This window comes from Demequina sp. NBRC 110051 (assembly GCF_002090055.1).
In the GTDB taxonomy this organism is placed as follows: Bacteria; Actinomycetota; Actinomycetes; order Actinomycetales; family Demequinaceae; genus Demequina.
Genome location: NZ_BBRH01000014.1, coordinates 18,590 through 43,629 on the forward strand (window position 1 = coordinate 18,590; position 25,040 = coordinate 43,629).

General features: G+C 68.6%; 28 protein-coding genes and 2 tRNA genes. 11 read left to right on the top strand and 19 right to left on the bottom strand.

Annotated features, from left to right (window positions below):
- Nucleotides 1-3: 3 nt before the first annotated feature.
- The 4 genes from B7K20_RS08355 to fabF all read left to right on the top strand — a co-directional run bounded on the left by B7K20_RS08355 (nt 4) and on the right by fabF (nt 3,508).
- Nucleotides 4-918 carry an ACP S-malonyltransferase gene (locus B7K20_RS08355; protein WP_084102076.1) on the top strand — a complete coding sequence of 305 codons (915 nt, stop codon included), beginning with the start codon at nt 4-6 and terminating at the stop codon, nt 916-918.
- Nucleotides 915-1,913 carry a beta-ketoacyl-ACP synthase III gene (locus B7K20_RS08360; protein ID WP_084102077.1) on the top strand — a complete coding sequence of 333 codons (999 nt, stop codon included), beginning with the start codon at nt 915-917 and terminating at the stop codon, nt 1,911-1,913. Before B7K20_RS08355 ends, B7K20_RS08360 begins: the two co-directional genes overlap by 4 nt.
- Nucleotides 1,914-1,984: 71 nt before the next feature.
- On the top strand, nt 1,985-2,230 hold the full coding sequence (locus tag B7K20_RS08365) for an acyl carrier protein (protein WP_084102078.1): 246 nt from the start codon (nt 1,985-1,987) through the stop codon (nt 2,228-2,230).
- Nucleotides 2,231-2,269: 39 nt separating this feature from the next.
- Entirely contained in the window at nt 2,270-3,508 is a 1,239-nt protein-coding gene (gene fabF, locus B7K20_RS08370; protein WP_084102079.1) for a beta-ketoacyl-ACP synthase II, read from the top strand.
- A gap of 236 nt (nt 3,509-3,744) precedes the next feature.
- Here the strand turns inward: fabF and B7K20_RS08375 are convergent, their stop codons facing one another.
- On the bottom strand, nt 3,745-4,110 hold the full coding sequence (locus B7K20_RS08375; protein ID WP_144018600.1) for a DUF4440 domain-containing protein: 366 nt from the start codon (nt 4,108-4,110) through the stop codon (nt 3,745-3,747).
- A 40-nt stretch (nt 4,111-4,150) separates the two neighbouring features.
- On the bottom strand, nt 4,151-4,648 hold the full coding sequence (locus B7K20_RS08380) for a DUF3145 domain-containing protein (RefSeq protein WP_084102081.1): 498 nt from the start codon (nt 4,646-4,648) through the stop codon (nt 4,151-4,153).
- Nucleotides 4,649-4,804: 156 nt separating this feature from the next.
- Here B7K20_RS08380 and B7K20_RS08385 point away from each other — a divergent pair, with 156 nt between their 5' ends.
- Nucleotides 4,805-5,449, top strand: coding sequence for an NAD(P)H-hydrate epimerase (locus tag B7K20_RS08385; protein WP_159449367.1), 645 nt, complete (start codon nt 4,805-4,807; stop codon nt 5,447-5,449).
- A gap of 3 nt (nt 5,450-5,452) precedes the next feature.
- Here B7K20_RS08385 and def read toward each other — a convergent pair whose 3' ends face one another.
- A complete protein-coding gene (gene def / locus B7K20_RS08390) occupies nt 5,453-5,950 on the bottom strand; it encodes a peptide deformylase (protein ID WP_084102082.1) in 498 nt (165 codons plus the stop codon).
- Nucleotides 5,951-6,039: 89 nt separating this feature from the next.
- Here def and B7K20_RS08395 point away from each other — a divergent pair, with 89 nt between their 5' ends.
- Together B7K20_RS08395 and B7K20_RS08400 are read left to right on the top strand one after the other, a co-directional pair.
- Nucleotides 6,040-6,894 carry an NAD(P)H-hydrate dehydratase gene (locus B7K20_RS08395; RefSeq protein ID WP_084102083.1) on the top strand — a complete coding sequence of 285 codons (855 nt, stop codon included), beginning with the start codon at nt 6,040-6,042 and terminating at the stop codon, nt 6,892-6,894.
- A gap of 61 nt (nt 6,895-6,955) precedes the next feature.
- Nucleotides 6,956-7,165: a CsbD family protein gene (locus B7K20_RS08400; protein WP_084102084.1), complete on the top strand. Its 210-nt coding sequence runs from the start codon at nt 6,956-6,958 to the stop codon at nt 7,163-7,165.
- Between the two features lie 74 nt (nt 7,166-7,239).
- Here B7K20_RS08400 and B7K20_RS08405 read toward each other — a convergent pair whose 3' ends face one another.
- Genes B7K20_RS08405 through B7K20_RS08415 form a run of 3 tightly spaced genes read right to left on the bottom strand, consistent with a single transcriptional unit; the run spans nt 7,240 to nt 8,563 of the window.
- Nucleotides 7,240-7,542: a DUF1905 domain-containing protein gene (locus B7K20_RS08405; protein WP_084102085.1), complete on the bottom strand. Its 303-nt coding sequence runs from the start codon at nt 7,540-7,542 to the stop codon at nt 7,240-7,242.
- Nucleotides 7,539-7,934 carry a hypothetical protein gene (locus tag B7K20_RS08410; protein ID WP_084102086.1) on the bottom strand — a complete coding sequence of 132 codons (396 nt, stop codon included), beginning with the start codon at nt 7,932-7,934 and terminating at the stop codon, nt 7,539-7,541. Before B7K20_RS08410 ends, B7K20_RS08405 begins: the two co-directional genes overlap by 4 nt.
- Nucleotides 7,931-8,563, bottom strand: a complete 633-nt coding sequence (locus B7K20_RS08415) for a hypothetical protein (protein WP_144018601.1) — start codon at nt 8,561-8,563, stop codon at nt 7,931-7,933. Before B7K20_RS08415 ends, B7K20_RS08410 begins: the two co-directional genes overlap by 4 nt.
- A 123-nt stretch (nt 8,564-8,686) precedes the next feature.
- Between B7K20_RS08415 and B7K20_RS08420 the strand changes: the two genes are divergently transcribed.
- On the top strand, nt 8,687-8,956 hold the full coding sequence (locus B7K20_RS08420) for a hypothetical protein (RefSeq protein WP_084102088.1): 270 nt from the start codon (nt 8,687-8,689) through the stop codon (nt 8,954-8,956).
- Nucleotides 8,957-9,125: 169 nt separating this feature from the next.
- Entirely contained in the window at nt 9,126-9,275 is a 150-nt protein-coding gene (locus B7K20_RS13450) for a hypothetical protein (RefSeq protein ID WP_371327878.1), read from the top strand.
- Here B7K20_RS13450 and B7K20_RS13455 read toward each other — a convergent pair.
- The 4 genes from B7K20_RS13455 to B7K20_RS08440 form a co-directional block, all read right to left on the bottom strand.
- Entirely contained in the window at nt 9,262-9,783 is a 522-nt protein-coding gene (locus tag B7K20_RS13455; RefSeq protein ID WP_371327879.1) for an ATP-binding cassette domain-containing protein, read from the bottom strand. The two genes, B7K20_RS13450 and B7K20_RS13455, sit on opposite strands and share 14 nt — an antisense overlap.
- Before the next feature lie 70 nt (nt 9,784-9,853).
- Nucleotides 9,854-11,368 carry a glycerol kinase GlpK gene (gene glpK, locus B7K20_RS08430; RefSeq protein WP_084102089.1) on the bottom strand — a complete coding sequence of 505 codons (1,515 nt, stop codon included), beginning with the start codon at nt 11,366-11,368 and terminating at the stop codon, nt 9,854-9,856.
- Between the two features lie 68 nt (nt 11,369-11,436).
- Nucleotides 11,437-12,156, bottom strand: coding sequence for an MIP/aquaporin family protein (locus B7K20_RS08435; RefSeq protein WP_084102090.1), 720 nt, complete (start codon nt 12,154-12,156; stop codon nt 11,437-11,439).
- Between the two features lie 133 nt (nt 12,157-12,289).
- Nucleotides 12,290-13,990, bottom strand: a complete 1,701-nt coding sequence (locus tag B7K20_RS08440) for a glycerol-3-phosphate dehydrogenase/oxidase (protein ID WP_234985778.1) — start codon at nt 13,988-13,990, stop codon at nt 12,290-12,292.
- A gap of 142 nt (nt 13,991-14,132) precedes the next feature.
- On the opposite strand from B7K20_RS08440, the gene B7K20_RS08445 reads away from it, so the two are divergent.
- Nucleotides 14,133-15,164 carry a sugar-binding transcriptional regulator gene (locus tag B7K20_RS08445; RefSeq protein WP_234985779.1) on the top strand — a complete coding sequence of 344 codons (1,032 nt, stop codon included), beginning with the start codon at nt 14,133-14,135 and terminating at the stop codon, nt 15,162-15,164.
- A gap of 10 nt (nt 15,165-15,174) precedes the next feature.
- On the opposite strand, the gene B7K20_RS08450 is transcribed toward B7K20_RS08445, so the two are convergent.
- From B7K20_RS08450 to B7K20_RS08460, 3 genes are all read right to left on the bottom strand, one after another.
- Complete coding sequence (locus B7K20_RS08450) at nt 15,175-16,896, bottom strand: S-layer homology domain-containing protein (protein WP_144018602.1); 1,722 nt, start codon at nt 16,894-16,896, stop codon at nt 15,175-15,177.
- Nucleotides 16,897-17,046: 150 nt separating this feature from the next.
- Nucleotides 17,047-18,252, bottom strand: a complete 1,206-nt coding sequence (gene dinB, locus B7K20_RS08455) for a DNA polymerase IV (RefSeq protein ID WP_084102094.1) — start codon at nt 18,250-18,252, stop codon at nt 17,047-17,049.
- Nucleotides 18,253-18,329: 77 nt separating this feature from the next.
- Nucleotides 18,330-18,403: transfer RNA gene (locus tag B7K20_RS08460), tRNA-Ile, on the bottom strand.
- 118 nt (nt 18,404-18,521) lie between these two features.
- Here B7K20_RS08460 and B7K20_RS08465 point away from each other — a divergent pair.
- A tRNA-Asn gene (locus B7K20_RS08465) sits at nt 18,522-18,594 on the top strand.
- 69 nt (nt 18,595-18,663) lie between these two features.
- Here B7K20_RS08465 and B7K20_RS08470 read toward each other — a convergent pair.
- The 6 genes from B7K20_RS08470 to dnaG all read right to left on the bottom strand — a co-directional run bounded on the left by B7K20_RS08470 (nt 18,664) and on the right by dnaG (nt 24,977).
- Nucleotides 18,664-19,110: a VOC family protein gene (locus tag B7K20_RS08470; RefSeq protein ID WP_084102095.1), complete on the bottom strand. Its 447-nt coding sequence runs from the start codon at nt 19,108-19,110 to the stop codon at nt 18,664-18,666.
- Nucleotides 19,111-19,169: 59 nt separating this feature from the next.
- The gene (gene phnE, locus B7K20_RS08475; RefSeq protein WP_084102096.1) at nt 19,170-20,060 is read right to left on the bottom strand and encodes a phosphonate ABC transporter, permease protein PhnE; all 891 of its coding nucleotides are present in this window, start codon (nt 20,058-20,060) and stop codon (nt 19,170-19,172) included.
- Nucleotides 20,057-20,869 carry a phosphonate ABC transporter, permease protein PhnE gene (gene phnE, locus B7K20_RS08480; protein ID WP_084102097.1) on the bottom strand — a complete coding sequence of 271 codons (813 nt, stop codon included), beginning with the start codon at nt 20,867-20,869 and terminating at the stop codon, nt 20,057-20,059. Before phnE (B7K20_RS08480) ends, phnE (B7K20_RS08475) begins: the two co-directional genes overlap by 4 nt.
- On the bottom strand, nt 20,866-21,636 hold the full coding sequence (phnC, locus tag B7K20_RS08485) for a phosphonate ABC transporter ATP-binding protein (RefSeq protein ID WP_084102098.1): 771 nt from the start codon (nt 21,634-21,636) through the stop codon (nt 20,866-20,868). Before phnC ends, phnE (B7K20_RS08480) begins: the two co-directional genes overlap by 4 nt.
- 82 nt (nt 21,637-21,718) lie before the next feature.
- A complete protein-coding gene (phnD, locus tag B7K20_RS08490; protein WP_234985780.1) occupies nt 21,719-22,780 on the bottom strand; it encodes a phosphate/phosphite/phosphonate ABC transporter substrate-binding protein in 1,062 nt (353 codons plus the stop codon).
- Nucleotides 22,781-23,039: 259 nt separating this feature from the next.
- Nucleotides 23,040-24,977, bottom strand: coding sequence for a DNA primase (gene dnaG, locus B7K20_RS08495; RefSeq protein ID WP_084102206.1), 1,938 nt, complete (start codon nt 24,975-24,977; stop codon nt 23,040-23,042).
- Nucleotides 24,978-25,040: the final 63 nt, after the last annotated feature.

Here is a 25,040-nt window from a genome sequence, read left to right on the forward strand (position 1 = left end):
AGCATGATTGCCGTTCTTTGTCCCGGTCAAGGCGCCCAAACCCCGGGCATGTTGACCCCGTGGCTCGAACTTCCGTCGGTGGCCGCGAGCCTTGCCGAGTTGTCGGAAGCCACAGACGTCGACCTCATCGCTCACGGCACCACCTCGGACGCCGACACCATTCGTGACACCGCCATCGCCCAGCCGCTGTTGGTCGCGACGGCGATCGCGACGGGCCGCGCCGTGCTCGGCGACGTGGTCCCCGGCCTGGTCGCCGGCCACTCCGTGGGCGAGTTGGGTGCCGCAGCGCTGGCGGGCGTCATTTCCGACGCCGACGCGGTGCGCCTGGTCACCGTTCGCGGGCGTGCCATGGCCGCGGCGGCCGCGGATGCGGAGCCGACCTCGATGGCCGCCGTGCTTGGCGGGGTCGAAGAGGAGGTGCTCGCGCGCCTCACCGACCTGGGGCTCACCCCCGCGAACATGAACGGCGGCGGCCAGATCGTCGCCGCCGGCGCCAAGGCCGGGATCGACGCCCTGATCGCGGACGCCCCCGCACGGGCACGCGTGATCGAACTGCAGGTCGCCGGCGCGTTCCACACGTCCTACATGGAGCCCGCAGTCGCCGCGCTAGAGGCAGCCGCGCAGGCCATCTCTCCCTCCGCGCCCACGGCCACGCTGCTGTCGAACGCGGACGGAGCCGAGGTTACGGATGGCACCGACGCCCTCGCACGCATCGTCCGCCAGGTCGCCAACCCGGTCCGGTGGGACCTGTGCCAGGCCCGTATGCTCGAGGCGGGCGTGACCGGCATCATCGAGGTCGCCCCCGGCGGCGTGCTGACGGGCCTCGCCAAGCGATCCCTCAAGGGCATTCCCGCCGTCGCCCTCAAGTCCCCCGACGACCTCGACGCCGCCCAGGCGCTGCTGAAGGAGCACGCGTGACGTCCCTCAACATCAAGCGTGGACCGGAGTTCACGCGCATCCTCGGCCTGGGCGTCGCGCGCGGCGAGAACTCGGTTCCCAACGAGGACCTCATCGAGCCCATCAACTCGTCCGACGAGTGGATCCGCAAGATGACCGGCATCGCCACCCGTGTACGCGCCGACAAGGACACCTCGGTGCTCGACCTGTCCGAGCGCGCCGCCCGTGAAGCAATCGCCCAGGCGGGCATCAGCGCCGACGAGATCGACACGGTCATCCTGTCGACGATCACGTACCCGCACATGACCCCCGGTGGCGCGCCCATCGTCGCCGACCGCCTGGGCATCACCGCGGCCGCTTACGACATCTCGGCCGCGTGCGCTGGCTACTGCTACGGCATCGCGCAGGCCGACGCCTTCGTGCGCGCCGGCACCGCCCGCAACGTGTTAGTCATCGGCGCGGAGAAGATGAGCGACTTCGTCGACCCCGCCGACCGCTCGATCTCCTACCTGCTCGGCGACGCCGCCGGCGCGGTGGTCATCGGCGCCTCCGACACCCCCGGCATCGGCCCCACCGTGTGGGGCTCGGACGGATCCGGCTCGCAGCTGATCCGCCAGACCGCCTCGTGGCTCGAGGTGCGCGACAACCCCGACACCGCGTTCCCCACCCTGTTCCAGGAGGGCCCCAGCGTCTTCAAGTGGGCGTCCTTCAAGATGGCCCCCGTGGCGCTCGAGGCCATCGAGGCCGCCGGCGTCACCCCGGCAGACATCAAGGCCTTCATCCCTCACCAGGCCAACGTGCGCATCATCGACCAGATGGTCAAGCAGATCGGCCTGCCCGACACGGTCGTGGTCGGCAAGGACATCGTCGATTCCGGCAACACGTCCGCCGCCTCGATCCCCCTGGCCACCGAGCGCCTCAAGCGGGAGGGACTGGTCCAGTCGGGCGACCTCGCGCTCCAGATCGGCTTTGGCGCCGGCCTGGTCTACGCCGCGCAGGTGGTGGTCCTGCCCTGAGCGGGCGGACCGTCATAGAGTCACAGTCGTTCCTTACGAACTACCCATCCCCCAACACAAGGAGAACCAGCATGGCTGACACCAACGAGATCCTCGCCGGCCTCGCCGAGATCGTCGCCGAGGAGACCGGCCTCGACGCCGCCGAGGTGACCGCGGAGAAGTCCTTCACCGACGACCTCGACATCGACTCGCTGTCGATGATGACCATCGTCACCCTCGCCGAGGAGAAGTTCGACGTGCGCATCCCCGACGAGGAGGTCAAGAACCTGACCACCGTCGGCGACGCCGTCACCTTCATCGAGGGCGCGCAGAAGTAACCCCCTCTTTTCCCTGATCGACCATCACTGGAGCTGCACATGACTGAAGTCGTCGTCACCGGACTCGGGACGACCTCGCCACTGGGCGGGGACGTCGCCACCACCTGGGAGGGCGCGCTGGCCGGACGGTCGGGCGTGTCGACCCTCGACAACGACTGGGCCGAGACCTACGGCATGGCCGTGAACTTTGCCGGACAGCTCGCCGTGCAGCCCAGTGAGGTCCTCAGCCGGCCCGAGACCAAGCGCATGGACCCGTCCGCCCAGATGGCGATCGTGGCGACGCGCGAGGCTTGGGCCGATGCCGGTTCGCCCGAGGTAGACCCCGAGCGCCTGGGCGCCGTGGTCTCCTCGGGCATCGGCGGCGTGTGGACGCTGCTGAGCGCCTGGGACACCATGAAGGAAAAGGGCGCCTCGCGCGTCCTGCCCATGACCGTGCCGATGCTCATGCCCAACTCCCCCGCCGCGTACGTGTCGCTCGAGCTCACCGCTCGCGCGGGCGCGCACGCCCCCGTGTCCGCCTGTGCCTCGGGCGCCGAGGCCATTGCGATGGGCTACGAGATGATTCAGCAGGGCCGCGCCGACGTGGTCGTGTGTGGAGGCACCGAGGCGGCGATTCACCCGCTGCCCATCTCCTCCTTTGCCGCGATGGCGGCGCTGTCCAAGCGCAACGACGACCCCCAGGCGGCCTCGCGCCCCTACGACACCGAGCGTGACGGCTTCGTGCTCGGCGAGGGCTCCGGCATCGTCGTCCTTGAGTCTGCCGAGCATGCCGCCGCCCGCGGCGCCCGCGTCTACGCCAAGCTCCTCGGACTGGGCCGCACCGCGGACGGCCACCATATCGCCGCCCCCGAGCCCGAGGGCAAGGGTCAGACTCGTGCCATGCAGCAGGCGGTCGAGATGGCGGGCCTCGCCGTCACCGACATCGCGCACGTCAACGCGCATGCCACGTCCACCCCGGTGGGCGACATGATCGAGGCGCGCGCCATCCGCGGCCTGCTGGGCTCGCACTCGGACCAGGTGCTGCTGAGCGCCACCAAGTCGATGACCGGCCACCTCCTGGGTGGCGCCGGCGCGCTCGAGTCGGTCTTCACGATCAAGGCCCTGCAGGAGCGCGTCGCTCCGCCGACCATTAACGTCACGTCGCCCGACCCGGAACTCGAGGTCGACCTGGTGCGCGACACCCCGCGCGCCCTGCCCTCGGAGGGTCAGCTCGCCGCGATCAACAACTCGTTCGGCTTCGGCGGTCACAACGTCGCGCTGGTGTTCGGCACCGCCTGACACCCTCGCCTCGCTGCACAGAGCCCGGTCTCTCCGTCAGGAGTGGCCGGGCTTTTTGCTGTCCTCGGCGCTCAACCACGCTCCGCCCGTACCTCTCACCACACGGCTGAGATTGGTGGGACTCATGGGGCACATGGGAAATCCCAGTAGCCACACCGTGCACATCAGTCCCGGCCGTGTGTTGAGCGGCACAGGGTGGGTCGGGCGAGGACCACCCCGACAAAGGATGCTCCGGGTCAGACCTCCGCGGGCGTCGCCTGGTGAAAGCGCAGTTTCCAGCGCCCGTCGTTGGTCCACACCGACGTCCGATGCGCGGCGCCGCGCGGCGCACGGGCAGGCACGGACGTGTAGGTCACGAGCGCCACGTCCTCGCAGATCGCCACGGCCGAGAATCCACGCAACGGGAATTGGATGTCGATCTCGATGGGGCGAAGATCGAGCGTGTCGTCACGTGTATAGGTGCGGCCAGACTGGCCCACCTCGTGGAAGTTCTCGGCGAGGATCGCCTCCATGTAGCGACGGTCGAACCGGGTCTCGGGTCGCCACATCGCCTCCTCCATCGCCTGGAGGGTGAGGGCCTCGTCGTGAGCGAGCTCCATCATGCGAAGGTCGCGGTGGTGCAGGTGGTCATGCGGCGGGACTTTACCCCACGCGGTGCAGCCACCGCACGGGGGCGCCGGCACCCGCGTAGCGGAACGGTTCCAGCTCCTCGTCCCACGCGGTGCCGAGCGCGAGGTCCATGGCGCGGCGGAACTCCGTGACGGTGCCGGCGCCGTCGAGCGCAGCGCGGATGCGGTCCTCGGGCACCACAACGTTGCCGTGCACGTCGGTGACGGCGTGGAAGATGCCCAGCGACGGGGTGTGCGACCAGCGTGCGCCGTCGGCTCCGAAGGACGGGTCCTCGGTCACCTCATAGCGCACGTGCTCCCAGCCGCGCAGCGCGGAGGCGAGCCGAGCGCCGGTGCCGGGCTGGCCCTGCCAGGCCACCTCGGCGCGGTACAGGGAGGTGCCGGCGGGCTGGTCGGTCCATTCAAAGGAGGCGCGCGAACCCAGCACAGACTGGGCGGCCCACTCGATGTGGGGGCACATCGCTCGGGTCGCCGAATGCACGAAAAGCACACCGCGGGTGATGGTAGCCATGACCCTTCCTTCCTCTTGAGGTGCGTCTTCCCCTACGACCTCATCCGAAGAAACAGTCAGCGTCAGCCCCGGTGTGCTCCTATCGTGCCTGACCAGCGCCGGAAATGCCAGCCCCGCCACGCGCCTCGCGGTCGATCCATGTGCGAACCTGGGGCCATGTCTTCCACCGTCATGACCGTCGCCCAGATCCGTGCGGCCGAGCGGCGTGCCATGGAAACGGTCAGCGAGGCCATCTTGATGGCTCGGGCGGCCGATGCCGTGGCCGCCGAGGCGGAGATGATGGTCGCCGATGCCCGGGGCCGGGTTCCCGGCACCAGGGTCGCCGTGTTGGTCGGCGCGGGCAATAACGGCGGTGATGCACTGCTCGCGGCAGCCCGCCTACAGCACCGCGGCTGCCGAGTCACGGCCGTGCTGGTCGCGTCGCGCTCGCACGAGGAGTCGCGGCTCGAGGCGCTCGACGCCGGAGTGACAACCGTGGATGCTCAGGACTTTCCCCACGTGGCCCAGATGGCAGTCGAGCGCGCGGATCTTGTCATCGACGGGATCGTGGGGTTGGGCTCGTCGCCCGGGCTGCGCTCCCCCGCCGATGCCCTCGTGGCGGCCATCGGCGCCGACACCCCGGTTCTCGCGGTCGACATCCCCAGCGGGCTCGACGCGGACTCGGGGACGGCCGATGCCACCCATGTGCGCGCCGACGCCACCGTCACCTTCACGGCACTCAAGGCATGCCTTGTCGAAAACCCCGCCGCGGCACAGGCCGGGCGGATCATCGTCGCGGACGTGGGCGTCCCGCGCGGCTAGGCGTCAGCTCTGTTCGAGTGACTCCCGCAGCTCGCGCATGGCGCGCTTGCGCACGTCCTTGGCGAGGCGGTCCAGGTAGAGGTGACCGTCGAGGTGGTCAACCTCGTGGTTGATGAGCCGGGCCCAGATCTCCTCGCCCTCGACGACCACCTCGTTGCCGTCGAGGTCGGTGCCGACGACCTTGGAGTACGAGGGGCGCTCGCACGGGTACCACAGGCCCGGTACCGACAGGCAGCCCTCCTCGCCCAACTCCTGGTATTCGGTCGACTTCTCGACGATCTCGGGGTTGAGGATGTAGCCGATGTCGCCATCGATGTTCCACGAGAACGCGCGCAGGGACACGCCGATCTGGTTCGCTGCGAGGCCCGCGCGGCCCTCGTAGTCGACGGTCTCGAGAAGGTCGTCAACGAGGGTGCGGACGCGGTCGTCAATGGTGGTGATGGGGTCGCAAACCGTGCGCAGCACGGGGTCGCCAGTCACTCGAATGTCACGCATGGCCATGGCAGGGATTCTCTCACGGCCTGTGCACTGGCGAGCATTCGCGCTGGTGTCGCCTTGATTTCGGGCACGGCTGTGCAAGTCTGGGGGGCATGAGTGACACGCGCGGCTGGGGCGCGGACCAGGTCCGCGAGCGCTGGGCGGTGCCCGGCGCCGATGACGACAAGTACTCCCGGGGAGTGGTGGGCGTCATCGCGGGCTCGGAGGCCTATCCGGGTGCGGCGGCGCTCGTGGTGTCCGGAGCGGCCCGTGCGGGTGCCGGAATGGTGCGATACGTGGGACCGCCGCGAGCAAAGAACCTCGTCCTCACGCACCGCCCGGAGACCGTGGTGCACGATCCGGGAGACGCCGCCGAGCGACTGCCGCGCGCCCAGGCCTGGGTGGTGGGTCCCGGCGTGGCCGACTATCCCGAGCAGGACGCGGCGATTGGCGCGGCCATGGCCTCCGGGGCCCCGTTGGTGGTCGACGCAGGTGCACTCGAGGCCGTGGCCAAGGCGCGCGCCGCCGGATCGCGCGAGGCCGCAGCCGACCGAGTACTCCTCACTCCCCACGCCGAGGAACTGATGCGCACGCTCAACGCCCTGCGCCACGACGTGTCCATCGGCGACGTGCGCGCCGACCGCGCCGGCCACGCGAGGTTGCTGGCCGAGACCGCGCGCGCCACCGTGCTGCTCAAGGGATCGCGCACACTGATCGCCTCCCCCGGCGGCACCGTCACGGAACTTCCCGAAGCGCCCGCGTGGCTCGCGACCGCGGGCTCCGGCGACGTGCTCGCGGGGATTGCAGGCACGGCCCTCGCGAGCGGCCTCTCGGCGGCCGATGCCGGGGCATGCGCCGCATGGCTCCACGCGCGCGCAGCGGAGCTGGTCAGCGAGGGCGGTCCCCTCGTGGCGCTCGACATCGCGCGAGGCGTGCCTGCTGCCCTCGCGGAGGTGCTCGCGGAATAGCGACGCCGCCCCGTGGTGTTCTCCTGACTGTCCGCTGTTCCGACGATGAAGGAGCTTCACCATGAGCAACACCGACCGACTCAGCAACGCCGCCGAGGATGCCAAGGGCAAGATCAAGGAAGGCTTCGGCAAGGCGACGGACAACGAGCAGATGGAGGCCGAAGGCAAGGCTGACCAGGCCTCGGCAGACGTCAAGGACAAGGTCGAGGACGCCAAGGACGCGGTCGCCGAGAAGTACAACGACCTCACCGACCGCGACAAGGACAAGTAGCCGACACCGCTCCGGGCGGCGCTCACTGCGACTATCGCAGCGAGCGCCGCCCTCGGCATGTCACGTCCCGGCTATCACGGCTCGATCAGCTCGATCGTCAGGCGTGCGGTCCCGTCTACCGAGAGCCCCTCCGCCTTCCTCACGCTCGCCTTCACCGGCAGGATGTACGAACCCTGATCGCTCGAGGGAAACATTGACGTCTCCCACACTGTCGAGCCAATCGTCACACGCACCTTCACGGCACCGAAACCGCGTCTCAGCCCCGTCTGGAGGTCCTCGACCTCGTCAGCGATGTCCTCCGGCACGGTGACGAACGTCCAGGTTTGGTTCCGTGCGCGCCACACCCACAGCGGAGCCGTAAATGCATACTTCGTCATGCCCACGCCCCGTACAAGGTGATGTGTGCGACGCGGGCGGTCTTGCCGTGGCCCGAGAACGTGACGACGTGGCAGAACTCGTGCTGTTCGCCCTCGCAGACCAGCGCGCCCGCTGCGACGACCACCTTGCCGTGGCTGATCACGGTGTCCAATCGAATGCGGGAGAGGCCCGGGGGCGTCATCGCCTCGACGAGGCGTGACGCGGCGTGGTCGGGCGACGGTTCAGCGCCCGCGGGGCGCACGGTGGCGTCGGGCTCGAGCGCCGCCTGGACGCCGTCATCGTCACCGCGCACTCCCGCCACGAGCATGTCCCTGACGAATGCCTGCTTGGGGACGTTGCCGCAGTCGGCCGCGACGTCGATATCCACCATGCGCGCCACGCTATCGGTCATCGCTCCACGAGCGCCGGCTCGAGGCCGTAGCGCTCCAGCAGTTCCATCATGAGCGGCGAAGGCTCCCCCGACATCGTGACGTCCGCCGAAGTGAACGTCGTCGCGTCCGGCTGGGGAGTGACCCACACGGTCCATCCCGGCGCGTGCGGCGACACCGCGCCAATTTGGATGTCCACCCGCGCAATCCCGCCCGTTCGCCAATAGATCTGCGTGCGGTCGACGCTTGCTTGCGCCAGATGTCCGTAGACAGTCCACAGGTCCGCGCTGACCCAGTTCGCGGCGCCTCGCGGGATCTCTGAGTCGCCGAAGTAAGGGTTCTGCGAGTCCTCTTCGATCTCCGTGTCGTCGCTGCCGATCTCGACGGCAAAGTCGGGAAGCGCCCGTCGCAGGATGCGTTCCCAGGCGTCGATCTCGATGCTTTCCGAGAGCCTGCCGCGCACGTCGATGCCTTCGTCGGCCTCGCGCAACGTGTCCAGGCCGCGATCGATGTCCATGCGAGTCGAGAGCAGCCGCCCGCACGCCGCGTGCCGGGCGCACAGCCAACACGAATCCGGCGGATCGCTCTCGACGGCCTTCCGGCTAGCGCCGCGCCGCCACTCCAGATCGCTCTCACGCGGGACGAAGTCCACGAGCGCTCCGTCGTCGCCCACGACGAAGCGACACACGGCGCACCTCATCGCTTCCATGCGTTCACGCTAGGCCACGGCACCGACATCCGCCCGTGAACACTCGCGTGGGATACCGTGGCGCGCATGAACTGGCTGAGGACCGTGCAGCGCGTGCGGTGGTCATGGGTGCTCGCTGCCGTGATCTGCCTGGCCGTCGGCTTCGTCACCTTCACCAATGCATCCACGCAGTCGTGCATTGACGGCGAACAATGCTGGCCTACCTTCCAGGACCGCGTGGGTCAGGGCCTTATCGCCATCGCCACCATGGCGGCCGTGGGCTGGTGCGCCTGGCGCGCGCTGCGCCACGACCCGGGTGTCGATCTCGAGGACACCGACTCGGACGCCACGGGGTAGCCGGTCAGACGCTCGGTTCACTCCGCTGCCGCCGCGTGCGCGCCGCCCAACGTCCCTCGCGGTGCTCTACCTCGATCGGGTAGTCGAAGCATGTCGTCACCATCGCGGTCGTCAGCACCGTGTCAACCGGGCCGGCGCTCACGACTGCCCCGTCGCGCAGCAGCAGCGCATGGCTCGTGGTGGACGGCAGTTCCTCCAGGTGATGGGTGACGAGGACGCTCGCGAGGTCCGGATGAGTCGTCGACAACAGGTCGACCGTGGCGAGCAGCTGCTCGCGCGCGGCGACGTCGAGGCCCGTGGTCGGCTCATCGAGCAGTAACAGGTCGGGCTCGGCGATCAGTGCGCGGGCGATCAGCGTGCGGCCGCGCTCCCCCCTGGGACAGCGTGGGCCACCGCCCTTCCGCGTGGCGCTCGAGGCCCAGCAGGCCGATCAACTCACGCGCCCGGGCGAGCTCGCCCGCGGAAGGCGACCACCGCATCGGCCGTTCGATGGTTCCCGTGATGCCTGTCAGGACGACGTCGGTCACTGTGAGTGCCGACGAGAGGCGGTGGCGCGGGTCGACGTGGCCGATGCGCCGGCGCAGCCGCTGCAGTTCGATGCGCCCAAGTCTGCCGCCGAGCACCTCCACGGTGCCCGACGTCGGGTGCATCTCGGCGCCGCAGAAACCGAGGATGGTCGATTTTCCTGCGCCGTTGGGACCGAGCATTGCCCAGTGCTCGCCACGCCCGACCTGGAAGGTGATGCCGTGCAGGATCTCGGTCGAGCCCCGTCGGTAGGTCACGTCGGTCAGGGCGAGGACCACCTCGCCGGCGCCATCAACAGTCACCGGGTCAACCTATATGCCAAGCGCCGGCCGCCCACAAAGGGCGACCGGCGCATCGGCCGTATATGGCGTTTTATTCGACGTCGTCGTCGACCCAGTCGAGGGTCTTGGTGACGGCCTTCTTCCAGTTGCGCATCAGGCGGCCGCGCTCGTCGGCGTCCATCTGCGACTCCCAGCGCTTGTCCTCGGCCCAGTTGTCGATGACGTCTTGCTCGCCGGACCAGTAGCCCACCGCGATGCCGGCGGCGTAGGCGGCGCCGAGCGCGGTGGTCTCCGCGACCTGGGGCCGGACCACGTCGACGTCGAGGATGTCCGCCTGGAACTGCATGAGCACCTCGTTGGCGACCATGCCGCCGTCAACCTTGAGCTCGGACAGCTCGACACCGGAGTCGGCACGCATGGCCTCGAGGACCTCGGCGGTCTGGAACGCCGTCGCCTCGAGCACCGCGCGGGCGATGTGCCCAGCCTTGACGTACCGGGTCAGGCCCACGAGGGCACCTCGTGCGTCGGCCCTCCAGTGCGGGGCGAACAGGCCCGAGAAGGCGGGCACGAAGTAGGCGCCGCCGTTGTCGTCCACGGTCGCGGCGAGCTTCTCAATCTCGGGCGCATCCTTGATGAGACCCAGGTTGTCGCGCAGCCACTGGACCAGCGAGCCGGTGACGGCGATCGAGCCCTCGAGCGCGTACACCGTGGGCTGGTCGCCGATCTTGTACGCCACCGTGGTGAGCAGCCCGTTCTTCGAGGGCACCGCCTCGGTACCGGTATTCATGAGCATGAAGTTGCCCGTGCCGTACGTGTTCTTGGCCATGCCGACCTCGAAGCACGCCTGGCCGAACGTCGCGGCCTGCTGGTCTCCCAGGATGCCCGCGATCGGCACCTCGGGCAGCATGCCGCCCTTGCGGCCCTTGCCGTAGACCTCGGCGGAGGAGCGAATCTCGGGCAGCATCGACATCGGAATGCCCATGTCGGCCGCGATGGACTCGTCCCAGGACAGGGTCTTGAGGTCCATCAAGAGGGTGCGGGAGGCGTTGGTGACGTCGGTGACGTGCACACCGCCGTTGACACCTCCGGTCATGTTCCACAGCACCCACGTGTCGATGGTGCCCATGAGGAGGTCGCCCGCCTCCGCCTTCTCACGTGCACCCTCGACGTTCTCGAGGATCCACATCACCTTGGGGCCGGCGAAGTAGGTCGCGAGCGGCAGGCCCACGGTGTCCTTGTACTTGTCCATGCCCGCGTCACCGGCGAGCTTCTCGATGATCTTCTGGGTGCGCGTGTCCTGCCAGACGATGGCGTTGTAGACCGCCTCACCGGTGTTCTTGTCCCACACCACCGCGGTCTCGCGCTGGTTGGTGATGCCGACGGCCGCGATGTTCTCGTGCGTCAGATCGGCCTTGGTGAGGGCCTGGCCCACCACCTCGCGGACGTTGGACCAGATCTCGTGCGGGTCGTGCTCGACCCAGCCGGCCTTGGGGAAGATCTGCTCGTGCTCCTTCTGGCCGGTGGACACGATGGTGCCCTTGGCGTCGAACACGATGGCACGCGAGCTGGTGGTGCCCTGGTCGATGGAGAGAACGTAGTCAGTCATGAGGGTTTCCCTTTCACTTCATTGTGTGTCGGGACGGGGACGTCCCTAGCGTGTCAGATAGGCGCCGGTCAGACGACCGTGGAGAGCAGCCCGGCCGCGACGCCGCCGATGATGGGGCCGACAATCGGCACCCAGGCGTAGGACCAGTCGGACGAGCCCTTGCCCTTGATGGGCAGCAGCGCGTGGGCGATGCGGGGCCCGAGGTCACGGGCGGGGTTGATGGCGTAGCCGGTGGGGCCACCCAGGCTGGCGCCGATGCCGACCACGAGCAGCGCGACGGCGAGCGGGCCGATGTCTCCGGGCCAGTTGCCGAAGCTCAGCACCACGAAGACCAGGACGAACGTGCCGATGATCTCCGTCACCAGGTTCCAGCCGTAGGAGCGAATCTCGGGTCCGGTCGAGAAGACAGCGAGTTTGAGCCCCGCGTCCTCGGTCTCGTCGAAGTGCTTCTTGTAGGCCAGGTAGGCCAGGGCGGCACCGACCATGGCGCCGAGGACCTGCGCGACGATGTAGATCGCAAAATTGCCGGCCGTCACCGGGACACCGGTCGCGAACTCCTCGGCTCCCGAGGCCCAGATGCCGAAGGTGACGGCGGGGTTGATGTGGGCGCCGGAGGCGAAGGACACATACACACCGGCGAAGACCGCGAGGCCCCAGCCGAAGTTGATGAGCAGCCAGCCGCCGTCGAAGCCCTTGGACTTGGTCAGCAGCACGTTGGCCACGACTCCCGCGCCGAGCAGCAGCAGCATGGCCGTGCCCAGGAATTCCGGGATGAAGATGTCGGACATGGGGACATTTCCTTTCGTACACGTCGTTGTGACGGGGTGCGACACGGGCGTCGCGGCATGCCGAGTCCGGGGTCGGTAGGCATGCGGGGGTGGCACGCGGCCCCATGCGGGGGCCGCGCGCTGGGTTCTTGCGCTACGGGGCCGGGTCTGCTCCGGTGAGCGGCACCATGGGTGCGATGTCCTTGGCGGCAGCACGTGCCTCGATGGCGGCGGGCTCGGACTGGGCGGCCGCGGCGGCGGCGTCGGCCTCTACCCGTGCCCGGTAGGACGCGATCTCGCGTTCGCGGTGCTCGTCGCTCCATCCCAGGACGTCGCCCACGATCTGGGCGATCTCGTCCGCGGCGGCGACGCCTGCATCGGCCACCTCGTAGACCAGGCGCGTGCGGTGCAGCATCACGTCCTCGAGGTGGATCACCTGCTCGTGGGTGGCGGCGAAGTGGATCTCGGCCCTGAGGTAGGCCGATGCGTGCTCGAGCGGGCGAGCAAGGTCCGGTTGCGCTTCGATCGCCTCGAGCAGCTCCGCGATGCCGGAGCCGTAGCGGTGAATGAGGTGATCGAACATCGCTCGGGTCCACCCGTACTTCTCGGCGAGCGCCCGCCCGCGGCGCTTGACGGCGCGCAGGCCCTCGGCGCCCCACAGCGGGATGCGGTCGGTGATGGACGGCAGCGCGGTGGCGCGGGGACCGAGCGCGAAGTCCACGGCGTCCTTGGCCATCACGCGGTAGGTGGTGAGTTTGCCGCCGGCGACGACGGTGAGTCCGGGGGCCGGGGACGCGACGGTGTGCTCGCGCGAGACCTTCGCCGACGACGTGCCCTCCTTGGTACCCGGCTGAAGCAGAGGGCGAAGACCCGCGTAGGTGCCGATGATGTCGTCACGCGTCAGCGGATCGGCGAGCACCGCATTGGCGTGCTCAAGGATGTAGTCGATGTCCTGCGCCGTCGCGACGGGGTGGGTGGGGTCGTGCTCGAAGGGCGTGTCCGTGGTGCCGATGATCCAGTAGCGCGACCACGGGATGACGAACAGCACGGACTTCTCGGTCTGGAGGATCAGGCCCACGTCGCCGCGGATCTTCTCGCGCGGCACCACCAGGTGCACTCCCTTAGAGGCCAGAACGCGGAGACCGCCCTCGCCCTCGGCGAGCGCCTCGGTCTGCTCCGTCCACACGCCCGTCGCGTTGATGACGCGCTTGGCCTTGATGGTGTGGCGCTCGCCGCTCTCGAGGTCCTCGACCACGGCGCCCGTGACGGTGCCGGCCGGCGAATGCGTGAGCTCGACCACCTGGGTGCGGTTGGCGGCCATGGCGCCGTACTGGGCGGCGGTGCGGACGAGGGTGAGGACCAGGCGGGCGTCGTCGACGGCCGCGTCCCAGTAGCGGATCGCACCGATGGCGGCGTCGTGACGCAGGTCGGGGAACTTCTTGGCCATGCCTGCGCGGGTGAGGTGACGGTGGATCGGCATCGCGCGGCGGCGTCGCCCGTTCACGGAGGCGAGGGTGTCGTACAGCGCGACACCGGCGCCCACGTAGGCACGCTCCCAGACGCGATTCTCGAGGGGGTAGAGGAACGACACCGGTTCCACCAGGTGGGGGGCGAGTTCCGTGACCAGCAGGTCGCGTTCCGTCAACGCCTCGTGCACCAGGCGGAAGTCGAGCATTTGCAGGTAGCGCAGGCCGCCGTGGACCAGCTTGGACGAGCGCGAGGAGGTGCCGGAGGCCCAATCCTGCGCCTCGACGATGCCGGTGCGCAGGCCGCGCGTCGCGGCGTCGAGCGCGACGCCGGCACCGGTGACACCGCCACCGATGACGAGCACATCGAGTCCGTTCTCGTCGCTCATCGCCTCAAGATCGGCGGTCCTACTGTCCGGGGTCAGGGTGCTTCGCATGGCTGGGGACGCCTCCTTACGTTGCCGTCATCAAAACTCAACGTGAACGGATGATCAACTAAGGTGCACATATGTGCAGCGCAAGGAGGCGACCGTGAGAAGCCGTGACGAAACACGCGGCCCGGGAATACCGGCCCGCGAGGCGCTCATGCGCGAGGCCGCGGCGCTGTACTACCTCGAGGACCTCACCATGGAGGCCGTCGCGCGCCGGCTGGGCCAGTCGCGCTCGGGGGTGTCAAGGCTGCTGAAGGCCGCACGCGAGGCCGGGATTGTGCGGATTGAGGTGCGCGACCTCTCCACCGTCGCGACGCTCGAGTCGCAGGTCCAGGAGGCCTTCGAGGTCAGGGCGCGCGTGGTCAACGTACGCGAGCCCATCACGGACGGCGAGAGGCTCGATGCCGTCGCGCGCTTCGCCGCGAGGGCCCTCGCGGATTGGTTCGACGACGGCATGACGCTGGGTGTGGCGTGGGGCACCACGGTGTCCGCGATCATCACCCACCTGGGCGATCATCCATTGACCGATGCGACGGTGGTGCAGCTCAACGGCTCGGTCACGCCGACGATGTCGGGCCGCGCCCTGGGCGCCGAGCAGATCGGCGCCATCGCGGAGGCCTTCAACGCCACCATGATCCCCTTTCCCGTGCCCGCCTTCTTCGACTTCCCCCGCACGCGCCAGATGATGTGGCAAGAGCGCTCCGTCCAGCAGGTGCTGGAGCGCCAGGGTTCCGCGGACCTTGCCATCTTCGGCGTGGGCGCCATCCACTCCCCCGTGCCATCGCACGTCTATGCGTCCGGCTACCTCGACGAGCCCGACCGCCGCACGCTCGCCGCCCAGGACGTCGTCGGCGACGTCTGCACCGTCTTCTTGCGCGCAGACGGATCCTGGCGCGACATCGCGATCAACACGCGTGCGAGCGGGCCTACGCCGCTGGAGCTTCGCCGCATCCCGCGTCGCGTGGCGGTGGTGGCGGCGCCGGCCAAGTCCGTGGCACTACTGGCGGCCCTGCGGGCCGGGACCATCACAGAGCTCGTCATGGACGCGGGAACGGCACGGGCCTTGCTCCTGGAGGCGGGACGGGCGGTGCCGCGCGCGAGTGTGCGAGCACCAGGGGTGACGCTGCGGTGAGCGCCGCTGCTCAGGAGGCAGCCATGCGGAAGAGGAATGCCGCAGTCGCCTCACGAGTCACGTTGCCATACGGCCGGAAGCTACCATCCGAATATCCCGTGGTGATTCCCCGTGCCGCGAGCCATGACACCTCCCTGAAAAAGGGGGAACCCGTGCTCATGTCGTCGAATCTCGAGGACCGCGGCGCCACGAACGCCGGCGCACCCTCGAACCGATATAAGAACGCGGCCATCGCATTGCGCTCAATACTCTCTCGCGGCCGGAAGGTGCCGTCCGGCCAGCCGGTCGTGATGCCTTGTTGCGCCAGCCAGACAATCTCTCGATAGAACTGGGAGTCACGCGACACGTCGCTGAAGGGCGAGCGTCGAGGAAGCGCGACCGCCGGCCGTCCCGCCAGGCGATAGAGGAATGCGGCGAACGCCTCGCGCGACACGTCACGTGACGGCCGAAACGTGCCATCTGAGTAGCCCGTGGTGATGCCCGCGGTCGTCAGCCACGAGATCTCGCGCACGAATTGGTGCGTTCTGGGGACATCGAGCGCTGGCCCTGTCGCCGACCCATGGAGGGGGAACCTGAGCGTCGACACGGCGGGCGCATCGCCCCGTGCCGCCACCTCTGTCAGCGCCGAGAGCCCCTGCGGCGTGCCGTAAGCCACCTGCCACCCGGTCCACGCGAGCCGCGCATTCGTCTGCCCGGTAAACCACAACACATCGTCACGACCGTCTGCATTCACGTCGACGATGGCCAGGGTGTCATCAAGAGGGGTCACGGGAGAGTGGAGCGCTTCGATAAATCGCCCGGTGTGCGAGGTGGTGCCATGCGCAATCTGCCACCCTGCTCGGCTCGCACCCGGCGCAGTCGTGCCCGTGAACCACAGGAGGTCGTCCCTGCCGTCGCCATCGAAATCGCCCACACGATAGGCGTCGTCCTTGGACGCGGCGATGGCGTCGTACTGCGCGGAGGGGGCGCGATCCGTCGAGCCGTGAGGCCGGAGGGCGTATGGCATGCGGCCCGAAAGGTTGAAGTTCATGGAGGTGATCCACGACGTGCGGCCGCTGGCCGTTTGCAGGATCTCACCGTCACCCAAGTAGAGGGCCACGTGATAGATCCCCGAGGTCCGTCCGTCGCGAGACCAGAAGAGCAGATCTCCGGCACGCAAGGCGGATTCTTTCAGCCGCGATCCGGTACCGACGTAGACGCGCGTTCCGTCACCGTCGTATTGGCGTGCGGACCAGTCATTGCGCACCTTACCGGGCACCGCGTGCTTCCACGCCAGATATGCCGACCCGGAGCAGTCGAAGCCGTCTTCGCCCCGATATCCCCAGAGGTAAGGCCGTCCCACGAGGTGTTCGCGCGCATATGTCGCTGCCACGTCCCCCAAGGTCGTGTACGTCGCGGCGGTCGCCGGTCCGGCAGGCAACATCACCGTTGCGACGAACATGACGGCGAGAGCAGTCCACCACCGTGCGCGGGGACGAATCGGACGTTCTAGGACACGCGCGCTGAGGCTCGAAAACACCGCTTCTCCAGGAGTTTTACAGCGAGGACGCGTCACTGTATCGGAAATGAGAATGCCTGCCCCGCGGCGCGCGCGAGCACACGGGCAAACGCCAGAAGGGTGGGCGCCACTCGGACGTGACTGACCAGGGTCATGCGGCGCCGATGAGAACCCCAGCGCATCGCCGATCTGCGCGCAGGCCTGCGCAGGCTGGCGCACCTCGTTGAGTGGCACGGCCACCAGCGACGATGCTCCGCCTCGGGATGTCACCTGCTGCGCCTTTCGGCTGCCGGCCCTCCGGTCGACGGATCACCCCACACCTGATGCTCGCGCTACGAGGGTACGAGCACGGGGTCGCGCACGCCAGACGGGCCCTGCTGACGTCTATTCGTGCTCAGACAGCCGCGGCGCCGACACACCGGAGTCGCGACCGATGAGAGCGGCCCGCGTGACGGCGGCGGAGCCAAAGCGGTCGCGAACCGCATCGAGGGCGCTGTCGATGCGCGCACCATCGTCGCCGTCGCTCCCGTCGAAGGGAAGCTCCAGCTGAACCATGCCGGCACTGGTCAGTTGAGCGAGCGAGACTCCGACAAGTGTGACGCCCCGGTGGGCGATCTCGGGACCCGCCGCAGCGAGCAGGCGCTGGGCGACGCCGAGCACCACCTCGGTGCGATCGGTGGGCGCGGAGAGCGTGTGCGATCGGGTCGCCTTCGCAAAATCGCCGAAGCGAAGCCGCAAGACCACGGTGGAGCACGACGATCCGCGATCGCGCAGGCGCTTCGCGAGGCCGTCGACGATCTGAGTGACGATCAACTCGAGATCTCCACCGGTGTACGGGCGATCGCCCAGCGCGCGCTGCGAGCCGATGGATTCATGGCGTTTGGTCGTCTCAACCGGCCGCGGATCCCGCAGGCGTGCCAGCGCGTGTAGACGCACTCCGGCCGCCTTCCCGAGCCATCGCTCGGCTGTCGCCGCCTCGAGCTCGGCCAGCTGCCCGACCGTGTAAACGCCGTTGTTGTGCAACTTCTTCGCGGTGACCGCACCCACACCCCAGAGCCGTTCGACGGGGAGTGGATGAAGGAACGCCTCCTCGCGGTCCGGCTCCACCACGAGGAGCCCGTCGGGTTTGCTGGCCGCGCTCGCCACCTTCGCGAGGAACTTGGTCCTCGCGACACCCACGGAGATCGGAAGCCCCACGTCGGCACGCACGCGCTCCCGCAGGCGGACCGCGATCTCCTCGGGAGTCCCCGCAATGCGGCGAAGCCCGCCCACCTCGAGGAATGCCTCGTCGATCGAGAGCCCCTCCACGTACGGAGTCGTGTCGTGGAAGATCGCAAACACCGCACGGCTCGCCGCCGAGTATGCCTCCATCCGGGGAGCAACCACGATGGCGTCGGGACAAATTGCCAGCGCCCGCTGCACCGCCATCGCCGTGCGCACGCCCCGTGCTTTCGCTTCATAGCTCGCCGCCGCCACGACCCCGCCGCCCACAATCACAGGCCGTCCACGCAGTGCGGGATCGTCCCGCTGCTCGACCGAGGCGTAGAACGCGTCCAGATCGGCGTGGAGCACCGTCGCATCGCCGCGCATCTCACACCTCCCGCCACTACCCGGAGACTCTCGTCCTTGATGGGCTGATAGCCACCAAGAATTCCGGGGAGCATCAGTGGGCCAGGTGGGGCTTGAACCCACGACCGACGGATTATGAGTCCGCTGCTCTAACCGGCTGAGCTACTGGCCCGTGGCCGCCCTCACTGCACCACACGGGCACCGGGGAAGAACGACCGCAGATCAGTCTAGTCAGCGCCCCTCGGCGTCATCACCACCCCGGATTGTCCTGTAGTATTTCTGACTGCTGATCCTCCATAGCTCAATTGGCAGAGCAGCCGACTGTTAATCGGCAGGTTGTTGGTTCGAGTCCAACTGGAGGAGCGCACAGAGAGCCGGTCCCACGGGGCCGGCTTTCGTCGTTTCCGGGCTCGACCAGGGCCGATGCTCTACTCACCCCTCAGGCAGATCGTCCGGGATGCGCGTGGCGCCGTCCTCCCCGGTTACCCAGAACGGGTTCACGGCGAGTTCCCACACGTGGCCGTCGGGGTCAGCGATGTAGCCGCTGTAGCCGCCCCATTCGGCGGCGACGGGCCTCTTCAGGTCGGTCGCGCCGGCGTCCAGCGCCGCCTGGTAGCGCTCGTCGACCTCAGCCTCGGACACATAGTTCTGCGCCAAGGCGGAGCCGCCTACGCCCAAGCCGGCCACGGCATCGGCCCTCCCCTGGTCCTCGGCGAAGGCCTGCAGCGGAAAGAGTGCCAGCACCATCGTGCCGAGCTGATAGAACACGATCTCGTCGGTCGCCTGGCGGGCCGTCCACCCCCACGCGTCATAGAAGGCGCGCGAGCGCCCAAGGTCGGCGACGCCGAGGGTCACCATGGATACACGTTGAACCGTCATAGAACGAGGCTAGCCCCGGGCACCGACACGCGCCCGGGGCTAGCAACAGCGGATCAGGCCTAGAGGTTGGCCTCGGCCTTTTCCTTCGATGACACGTGCTGGCCGGAGCCCGCGATGATGCGGTGGCGGATCGCTCCGGAGATGGCGTCGACGATCAGCGTCACCACGATGACGACAGCGAGCGTGATGCCGATCTGCTCCCACTCACGCTGGCCGAACAACTGACCGAGCAGCTGTCCCACACCGCCGGCACCGATGATGCCCAGCACCGCGGAGGCACGGATGTTGACCTCGAAGCGGTACAGCCAGAACGCGACCACCTCGGGCAGCACCTGCGACCAGTACGCCCACCGGAGCACGGGCAGGCCCTTCGCGCCGGATGCCCTGGCCGCCTCGACGGGACCGGGGTCGATGCCCTCGAGCGCCTCCGCCGTGAGCTTGCCGAGCGTGCCGACCGCGCCCACTCCGAGCGCCACGGTGCCCGCGACGGGACCGAAGCCGAACACCGGCAGCATGATGATGATCGCGAAGACCAGTTCGGGGATGGCGCGGATGAGGTTGAGGAACGCGCGCGTGATCTGCACTGTCACGGGGCCGGACACGTTGCGTGCGGCGAGGAACCCGAACGGGATCGAGATGACGGCGCCGATCATGGTGCCGATCCACGCCATGTAGACCGACTCCATCATGCGCTCGAACGCGAGGGTCCAGTAGCCCGACCACGGCTCCGAGAACGGATTCTGGAACAGCCCCTCGCCCATGAGGCCCAGGTAGCGCCAGCCCTCGGTGAAGACGTCGGTGATCTCGCTCCACTTGGCGTTGGACAGCCATGCGGCGCCGCCGAAGATGACGACGAGAGTGATCCAGGTGAGGGTGACCTTGGCCTTCGACGGCTCGGTGGGGCGGGTGGGGGTGGCCGATGCTGCGGCCGGCTCTGTCACGGCGCTCACACGAACCTCCGGCGCAGATACTGGCTCAGCTGGTCAATCAGCAGGACCACCACGAACAGCGCGACCACGATCGCGGACACGTTCTCGTACTCGAAGCGCGAGAACTGCACGTTGATGACCTGGCCGATACCGCCACCGCCGGCGATACCGATCACCACGGACGAGCGGATATTGAGCTCAAAGACATACAGAAAGTAGGACAGGTAGTTGGGCAGGATCTGTGGAAGCACCGCCCACCGGGCGCGTGACCACGTGCCAGAACCCGCGGCGTCGACCGCCTCGAGCGGGCCGCGGTCGATCGCGTCGATGGTCTCGCTGGTGAGCTTGGCCGCAATGCCGATGTTGAACAGGATCAGCGCCAGGATTCCGGCGAGCGAGCCCACTCCCACGAGGGCGACGAAGATGAGCACATACGCAATGTCGGGTAGCGAACGCAGCACCGACAGGAACCAACGCGTGGCGCGATAGAGCCAGCCCGAGCGGTTCGTGACGCGCGAGGCCATGAACGCGAAGAGCAGGCCCAGACCGGCACCCACGAACGTCGCCACGATCGCGATCGCGATGGTCTCGACCCACGCGTCCCACACTCGCCAGATGAACGGCCAGTTGGGGCTGAGGAATTGCTCGATGACCACCCAGCCGTTGGACCAGTTCTCGATCAGCGGGCGCAGCGAGAAGCCCATCGAGTGCCCGGCCCACCACGTAAAGACCGCGGCGAGCACCAGGCCCGCGATGACGGGAATGGAGGGGGCAGGCTTCTTGGGCCGCTGCGTGACAGGGGCCTGTGCCGTGGTGACCTCGGACGTCATGCGGGCTCGGCGAGCGTGTCGTCTGCCGTGAGGGAACGCCCGTAGATCTTCTCGAACACGGCGTCGTCGGCCTCCGCGCCCGTGCCGTCGAACACGACCTGGCCGGCGCGCATGCCGATGACGCGGTCGCCAAACTGGCGTGCGAGGTCGAGGAAGTGCAAGTTCACCAGCGTGGTGATGCTCAGCTCACGGTTGATGCGCTGCAAGTCCTTCATCACCATCTGTGCGGTGGGCGGGTCGAGGCTCGCGACGGGCTCGTCGGCCAGCATCACGGACGGGTCCTGCGCGAGCGCGCGGGCAATAGCCACGCGCTGCTGCTGGCCGCCCGACAGCTCGGAGGCGCGGGTCCAGGTCTTCTCGACGATGCCCACACGCTCGAGCGCCTGGTACCCCTTCTCCTTCTCCTCCTTGGACCACGCGCCAAGCATGGAGCGCCACGAGGGAATGTCGTGCAGCTGGCCCATGATGACGTTGTTCATCACGGACGTGCGCTTCACGAGGTTGAAGGACTGGAAGATCATGCCGATCTTCGAACGGATGGCGCGCATCTCCTTCTTGGAGGCGCTGGCCACGTCCATGCCGTCGACCAAGAGGGATCCCGAGGTCACGGGCACCAGGCCGTTGATGGTGCGAATGAGGGTGGACTTTCCCGCACCGGAAAGGCCGACGACGACCACGAATTCGCCGTCGGGGATGGTCAGGTTGACGCCGTCCAGGCCCACGACCCCGTTGGGGTAGCGCACCGCGACGTCCTTGAGCTCGATCATGAAGTCACTATCTCGTTGGAATGCCGACGCGGTGGCCGCGCCCCGCCGAGCGGGACGCGACCACCGCGTGTGGTCAGGCTGTTTAGCTCTCGCCGAAGTTGGCGGCGACCTGACGGGCCTCGTCGAGCGCGTCGACATCGGCGGGCTCGAGGCCCTCGATGTTGTAGACCGCGTCGAGGGCGGCGAGGCCCTCCTCGGTCTCGGCCAGCGCCATCAGGGCGTCGGTGATCTGGGTCTGAGCGTCCTCGGACAGGTCCGAGGACAGCACCACGCCGTCGTTGGGGATGTTCGACGAGTACGCGAACACGACGACCTTCTCGCCGACGTCCGGGAACTCCTCGGCCAGCTCGGAGCGCGCGTCGTTGAACGACGTGCCCACCAGGGCGTCGCCGTCGTAGACCGACTGCACGGCCTGCGGGTGGCCGCCGGCGAAGAACGACGCCGACAGGTCGGTCAGCGGGTCGATGCCCAGGATGTTCTGCAGCTGCGTGGCCGGGTAGTAGTAGCCCGAGGCCGATGACTCGTCCACGAACGCGATGTCCGCGCCCGGGTCGAGCAGCGCGAGAGCGTCCTCACCGGCGGGGCCCTCGTAGCCGGTGGCACCGTTGCAGTACGAGTAGTTGACGCCCTCGTCATCAGCCTCGGTGGTGACCTCGTCCAGGCAGAACGTGTCGGGGTCGTTGGTCATCCACTGGGTGACGTAGCTCGACGAGCCGTAGCGCACCGACTGGAGGACCGGCACGGCACCGGCCTCGTCGACGGCCTGCACCATGGCGATCGGGCCGAGGAAGCCGATGTCGGCCTGGTCGGTCTGCAGCGCGACGACCACGGCGGCGTACGAGTCGGGGATGAAGGTCGTGACCTCGACGCCCAGCTCCTCGCTCAGCAGCGCGGCGAGCGTGTCGCCGTCGGTGACCAGCTGGTCGACCTCGTCGGAGGGCACCAGGCCAAGGATGAGCTCCTCGGGCAGGCCCTCGGACTCCATCGCGTCGTCGGTAGCCTCGGCGGTCGCCTCGGTGGTGGGCTCGGTGGAGGTGCCGGTGGTGGCCTCCTCGTCGGTGCCATCGCTCGAGCAGCCCGCCACGGTCAGAGCGAGCGCGCCGGTAAGCGCGGCCGCCGCCATGGGGTTGAACTTGATCTTCACAGTCTCGTCTACCTTCCGGTCGGTATAGCCAGCCGCCCCCTGCCGGCGGCGCTGGTCGCGTCGCCGCATCAACGCGGCTTCCTAGGACCGTACCCGCCCGCGCGGGCGCGTGGCGCGGGAACGAGGAGATTTATCGTGCCTGTAACAGGGATTTCACTCAGACGTTCCCTGGACGAGACGTTCTTGTGACCTTTGGACGCTGGACAATCCGTTCACGGCATGCGGGGGCCGCGGGCCTGCCCCACACCTCTACCGCGGGTCAGGACTCGCGCAGCTCGCGGCGGCGCGTCTCGATGCGGATCATCTCTGCGAAGGCCTCCTGCGCCTCAGGCGTTCCCGTGCCCGCGCGCTGCATACGGCCACGCAACGCTGCGACCTGGCGCGTGAGGCTGAGGTCCAGCACCCGGGCCAGCACCGTCCCGGCGTAGTGCCCCAGGGTCTCGGGCTTGTCATGCGGCAGGGGCGAGACGGCGAGTTCCGAGATGGTCGCGACCAGGGTGTCGCCCGCCTGCTCGGCCACGTCGTTGGCCCAATCCGGTCCCGCATTGCCAGGGCCGCCCGCGGCGAGGATCGCCTCATAGACCGCGCGGTACTGGGGCACCGTGTAGGACTCGGGCGTCAGCTCCTTGACGATCGCGGCAGCGAACGGGTCGTGCGAGATCTCGGAGGGCGCCTGCAGAAGCGTGCCCAGCGACAGCGCCTCGGCGCGCACCACGGGGTCGCGCCGGTCGGGGCGCGCTGGGCCGGCAGCCGACCTGACCCCATCCCCACTGGCGCCGCCGACGGGGCCTCCCCACGCATCGGCCGCGCTCGGGGAAGCCCTACGAGACTGGCCGTCGCCTCCCCGGCCGCGTGACGCATCGGCCACCTGCCTGCGCACCACGTCCATCTCCATGCCCAGCCAGCCGGCGAGCAGCCGCGTGTACTCGGGCTGGATCGCGCGATCCCGAATGCCTGCCACCACGGGTGCGGCGGCACGGAGGGCACCGGCGCGGCCCTCGGGGGTGTCGAGGTCGAACTGGGCCAGGGAGGCGCGGATCACGAACTCGAACAGCGGCTGGCGGTGCTCGAGCAGCGCCTGGACTGCGGCGTCTCCCCCGCCCATCCGCAGGTCGCACGGGTCGTTGCCCTCGGGGTCGACGGCCACGAACGTCTGCGCGAGGAACTGCTGATCCAGCTGGAAGGACTTGAGGGCGGCGTTCTGGCCGGCCTCGTCGCCGTCGAACGTGAAGATGACCTTGGCGCCGGTGGAGCCGATCTTCAGCTGAGAGCCGCCCACGTCGCCCATCAGGCGGCGCACCACCTTGACGTGCTCCTCGCCAAACGCCGTGCCGCAGGTCGCGACGGCGTTCGTGATGCCGGCAAGGTGACAGGCCATGACGTCCGTGTAGCCCTCGACCACCACCGTGGTGCGCTCAGCACGGATGGCGCCCTTGGCCAGGTCGATGCCGTACAGCACCTGGTTCTTCTTATAGAGAGGAGTCTCGGGAGTATTGAGGTACTTGGGCCCCTGGTCGTCCTCGTGCAGGCGCCGCGCGCCGAAGCCGATGACCTCGCCCGTGACGTCGCGAATGGGCCACACCAGGCGCCCGCGGAAGCGGTCGTAGATGCCGCGCTGGCCCTCGGACACCAGACCCGACGCCCGCAGCTCCTCCTGAGTGAAGCCCTTGGACTGCAGGTGGTCGGTGAGGTGGTTCCAGCCCTGCGGGGCGTAGCCCACGCCGAAGTGCTCGGCGGCTTCCCGATCGAATCCGCGGTCCCTCAGGAAGTCGCGGCCGATGCGCGCATCAGGGGTGTTCAGCTGGTCGGCGAAGTACTGCTGAGCCACGCGGTGGGCCTCGAGCAGGCGCTTACGCTGACCCGCGGTGCCCTCGCGGCGCGGGCCGCCTCCCGCCTCGTAGCGCAGGGTCACGCCGGCACGTTCGGCCAGGTATTCGACCGCCTCCGCGAACGGCAGGCCGTCCATCCGCATCACAAACTCGATAACGTCGCCGCCCTCGCCGCAGCCAAAGCAATGCCAGCGGCCGGCGCCCGGGCGGACGTGGAACGACGGCGACCGCTCGTCGTGGAACGGGCACAGGCCCTTGACCGAGCCCACGCCTGCCGGCTTCAAAGCGACGTGCTGGCCGATGATGTCCTCGATCGGGGCGCGCTCGCGCACCTGCGCGATGTCATCCCTGTTGATCGTTCCAGCCACGGCTGCATGGTACTCGGCTGCTGTGACCGGGGGTTGCGCCACGAGCGGAACGCGCGCCCGTCA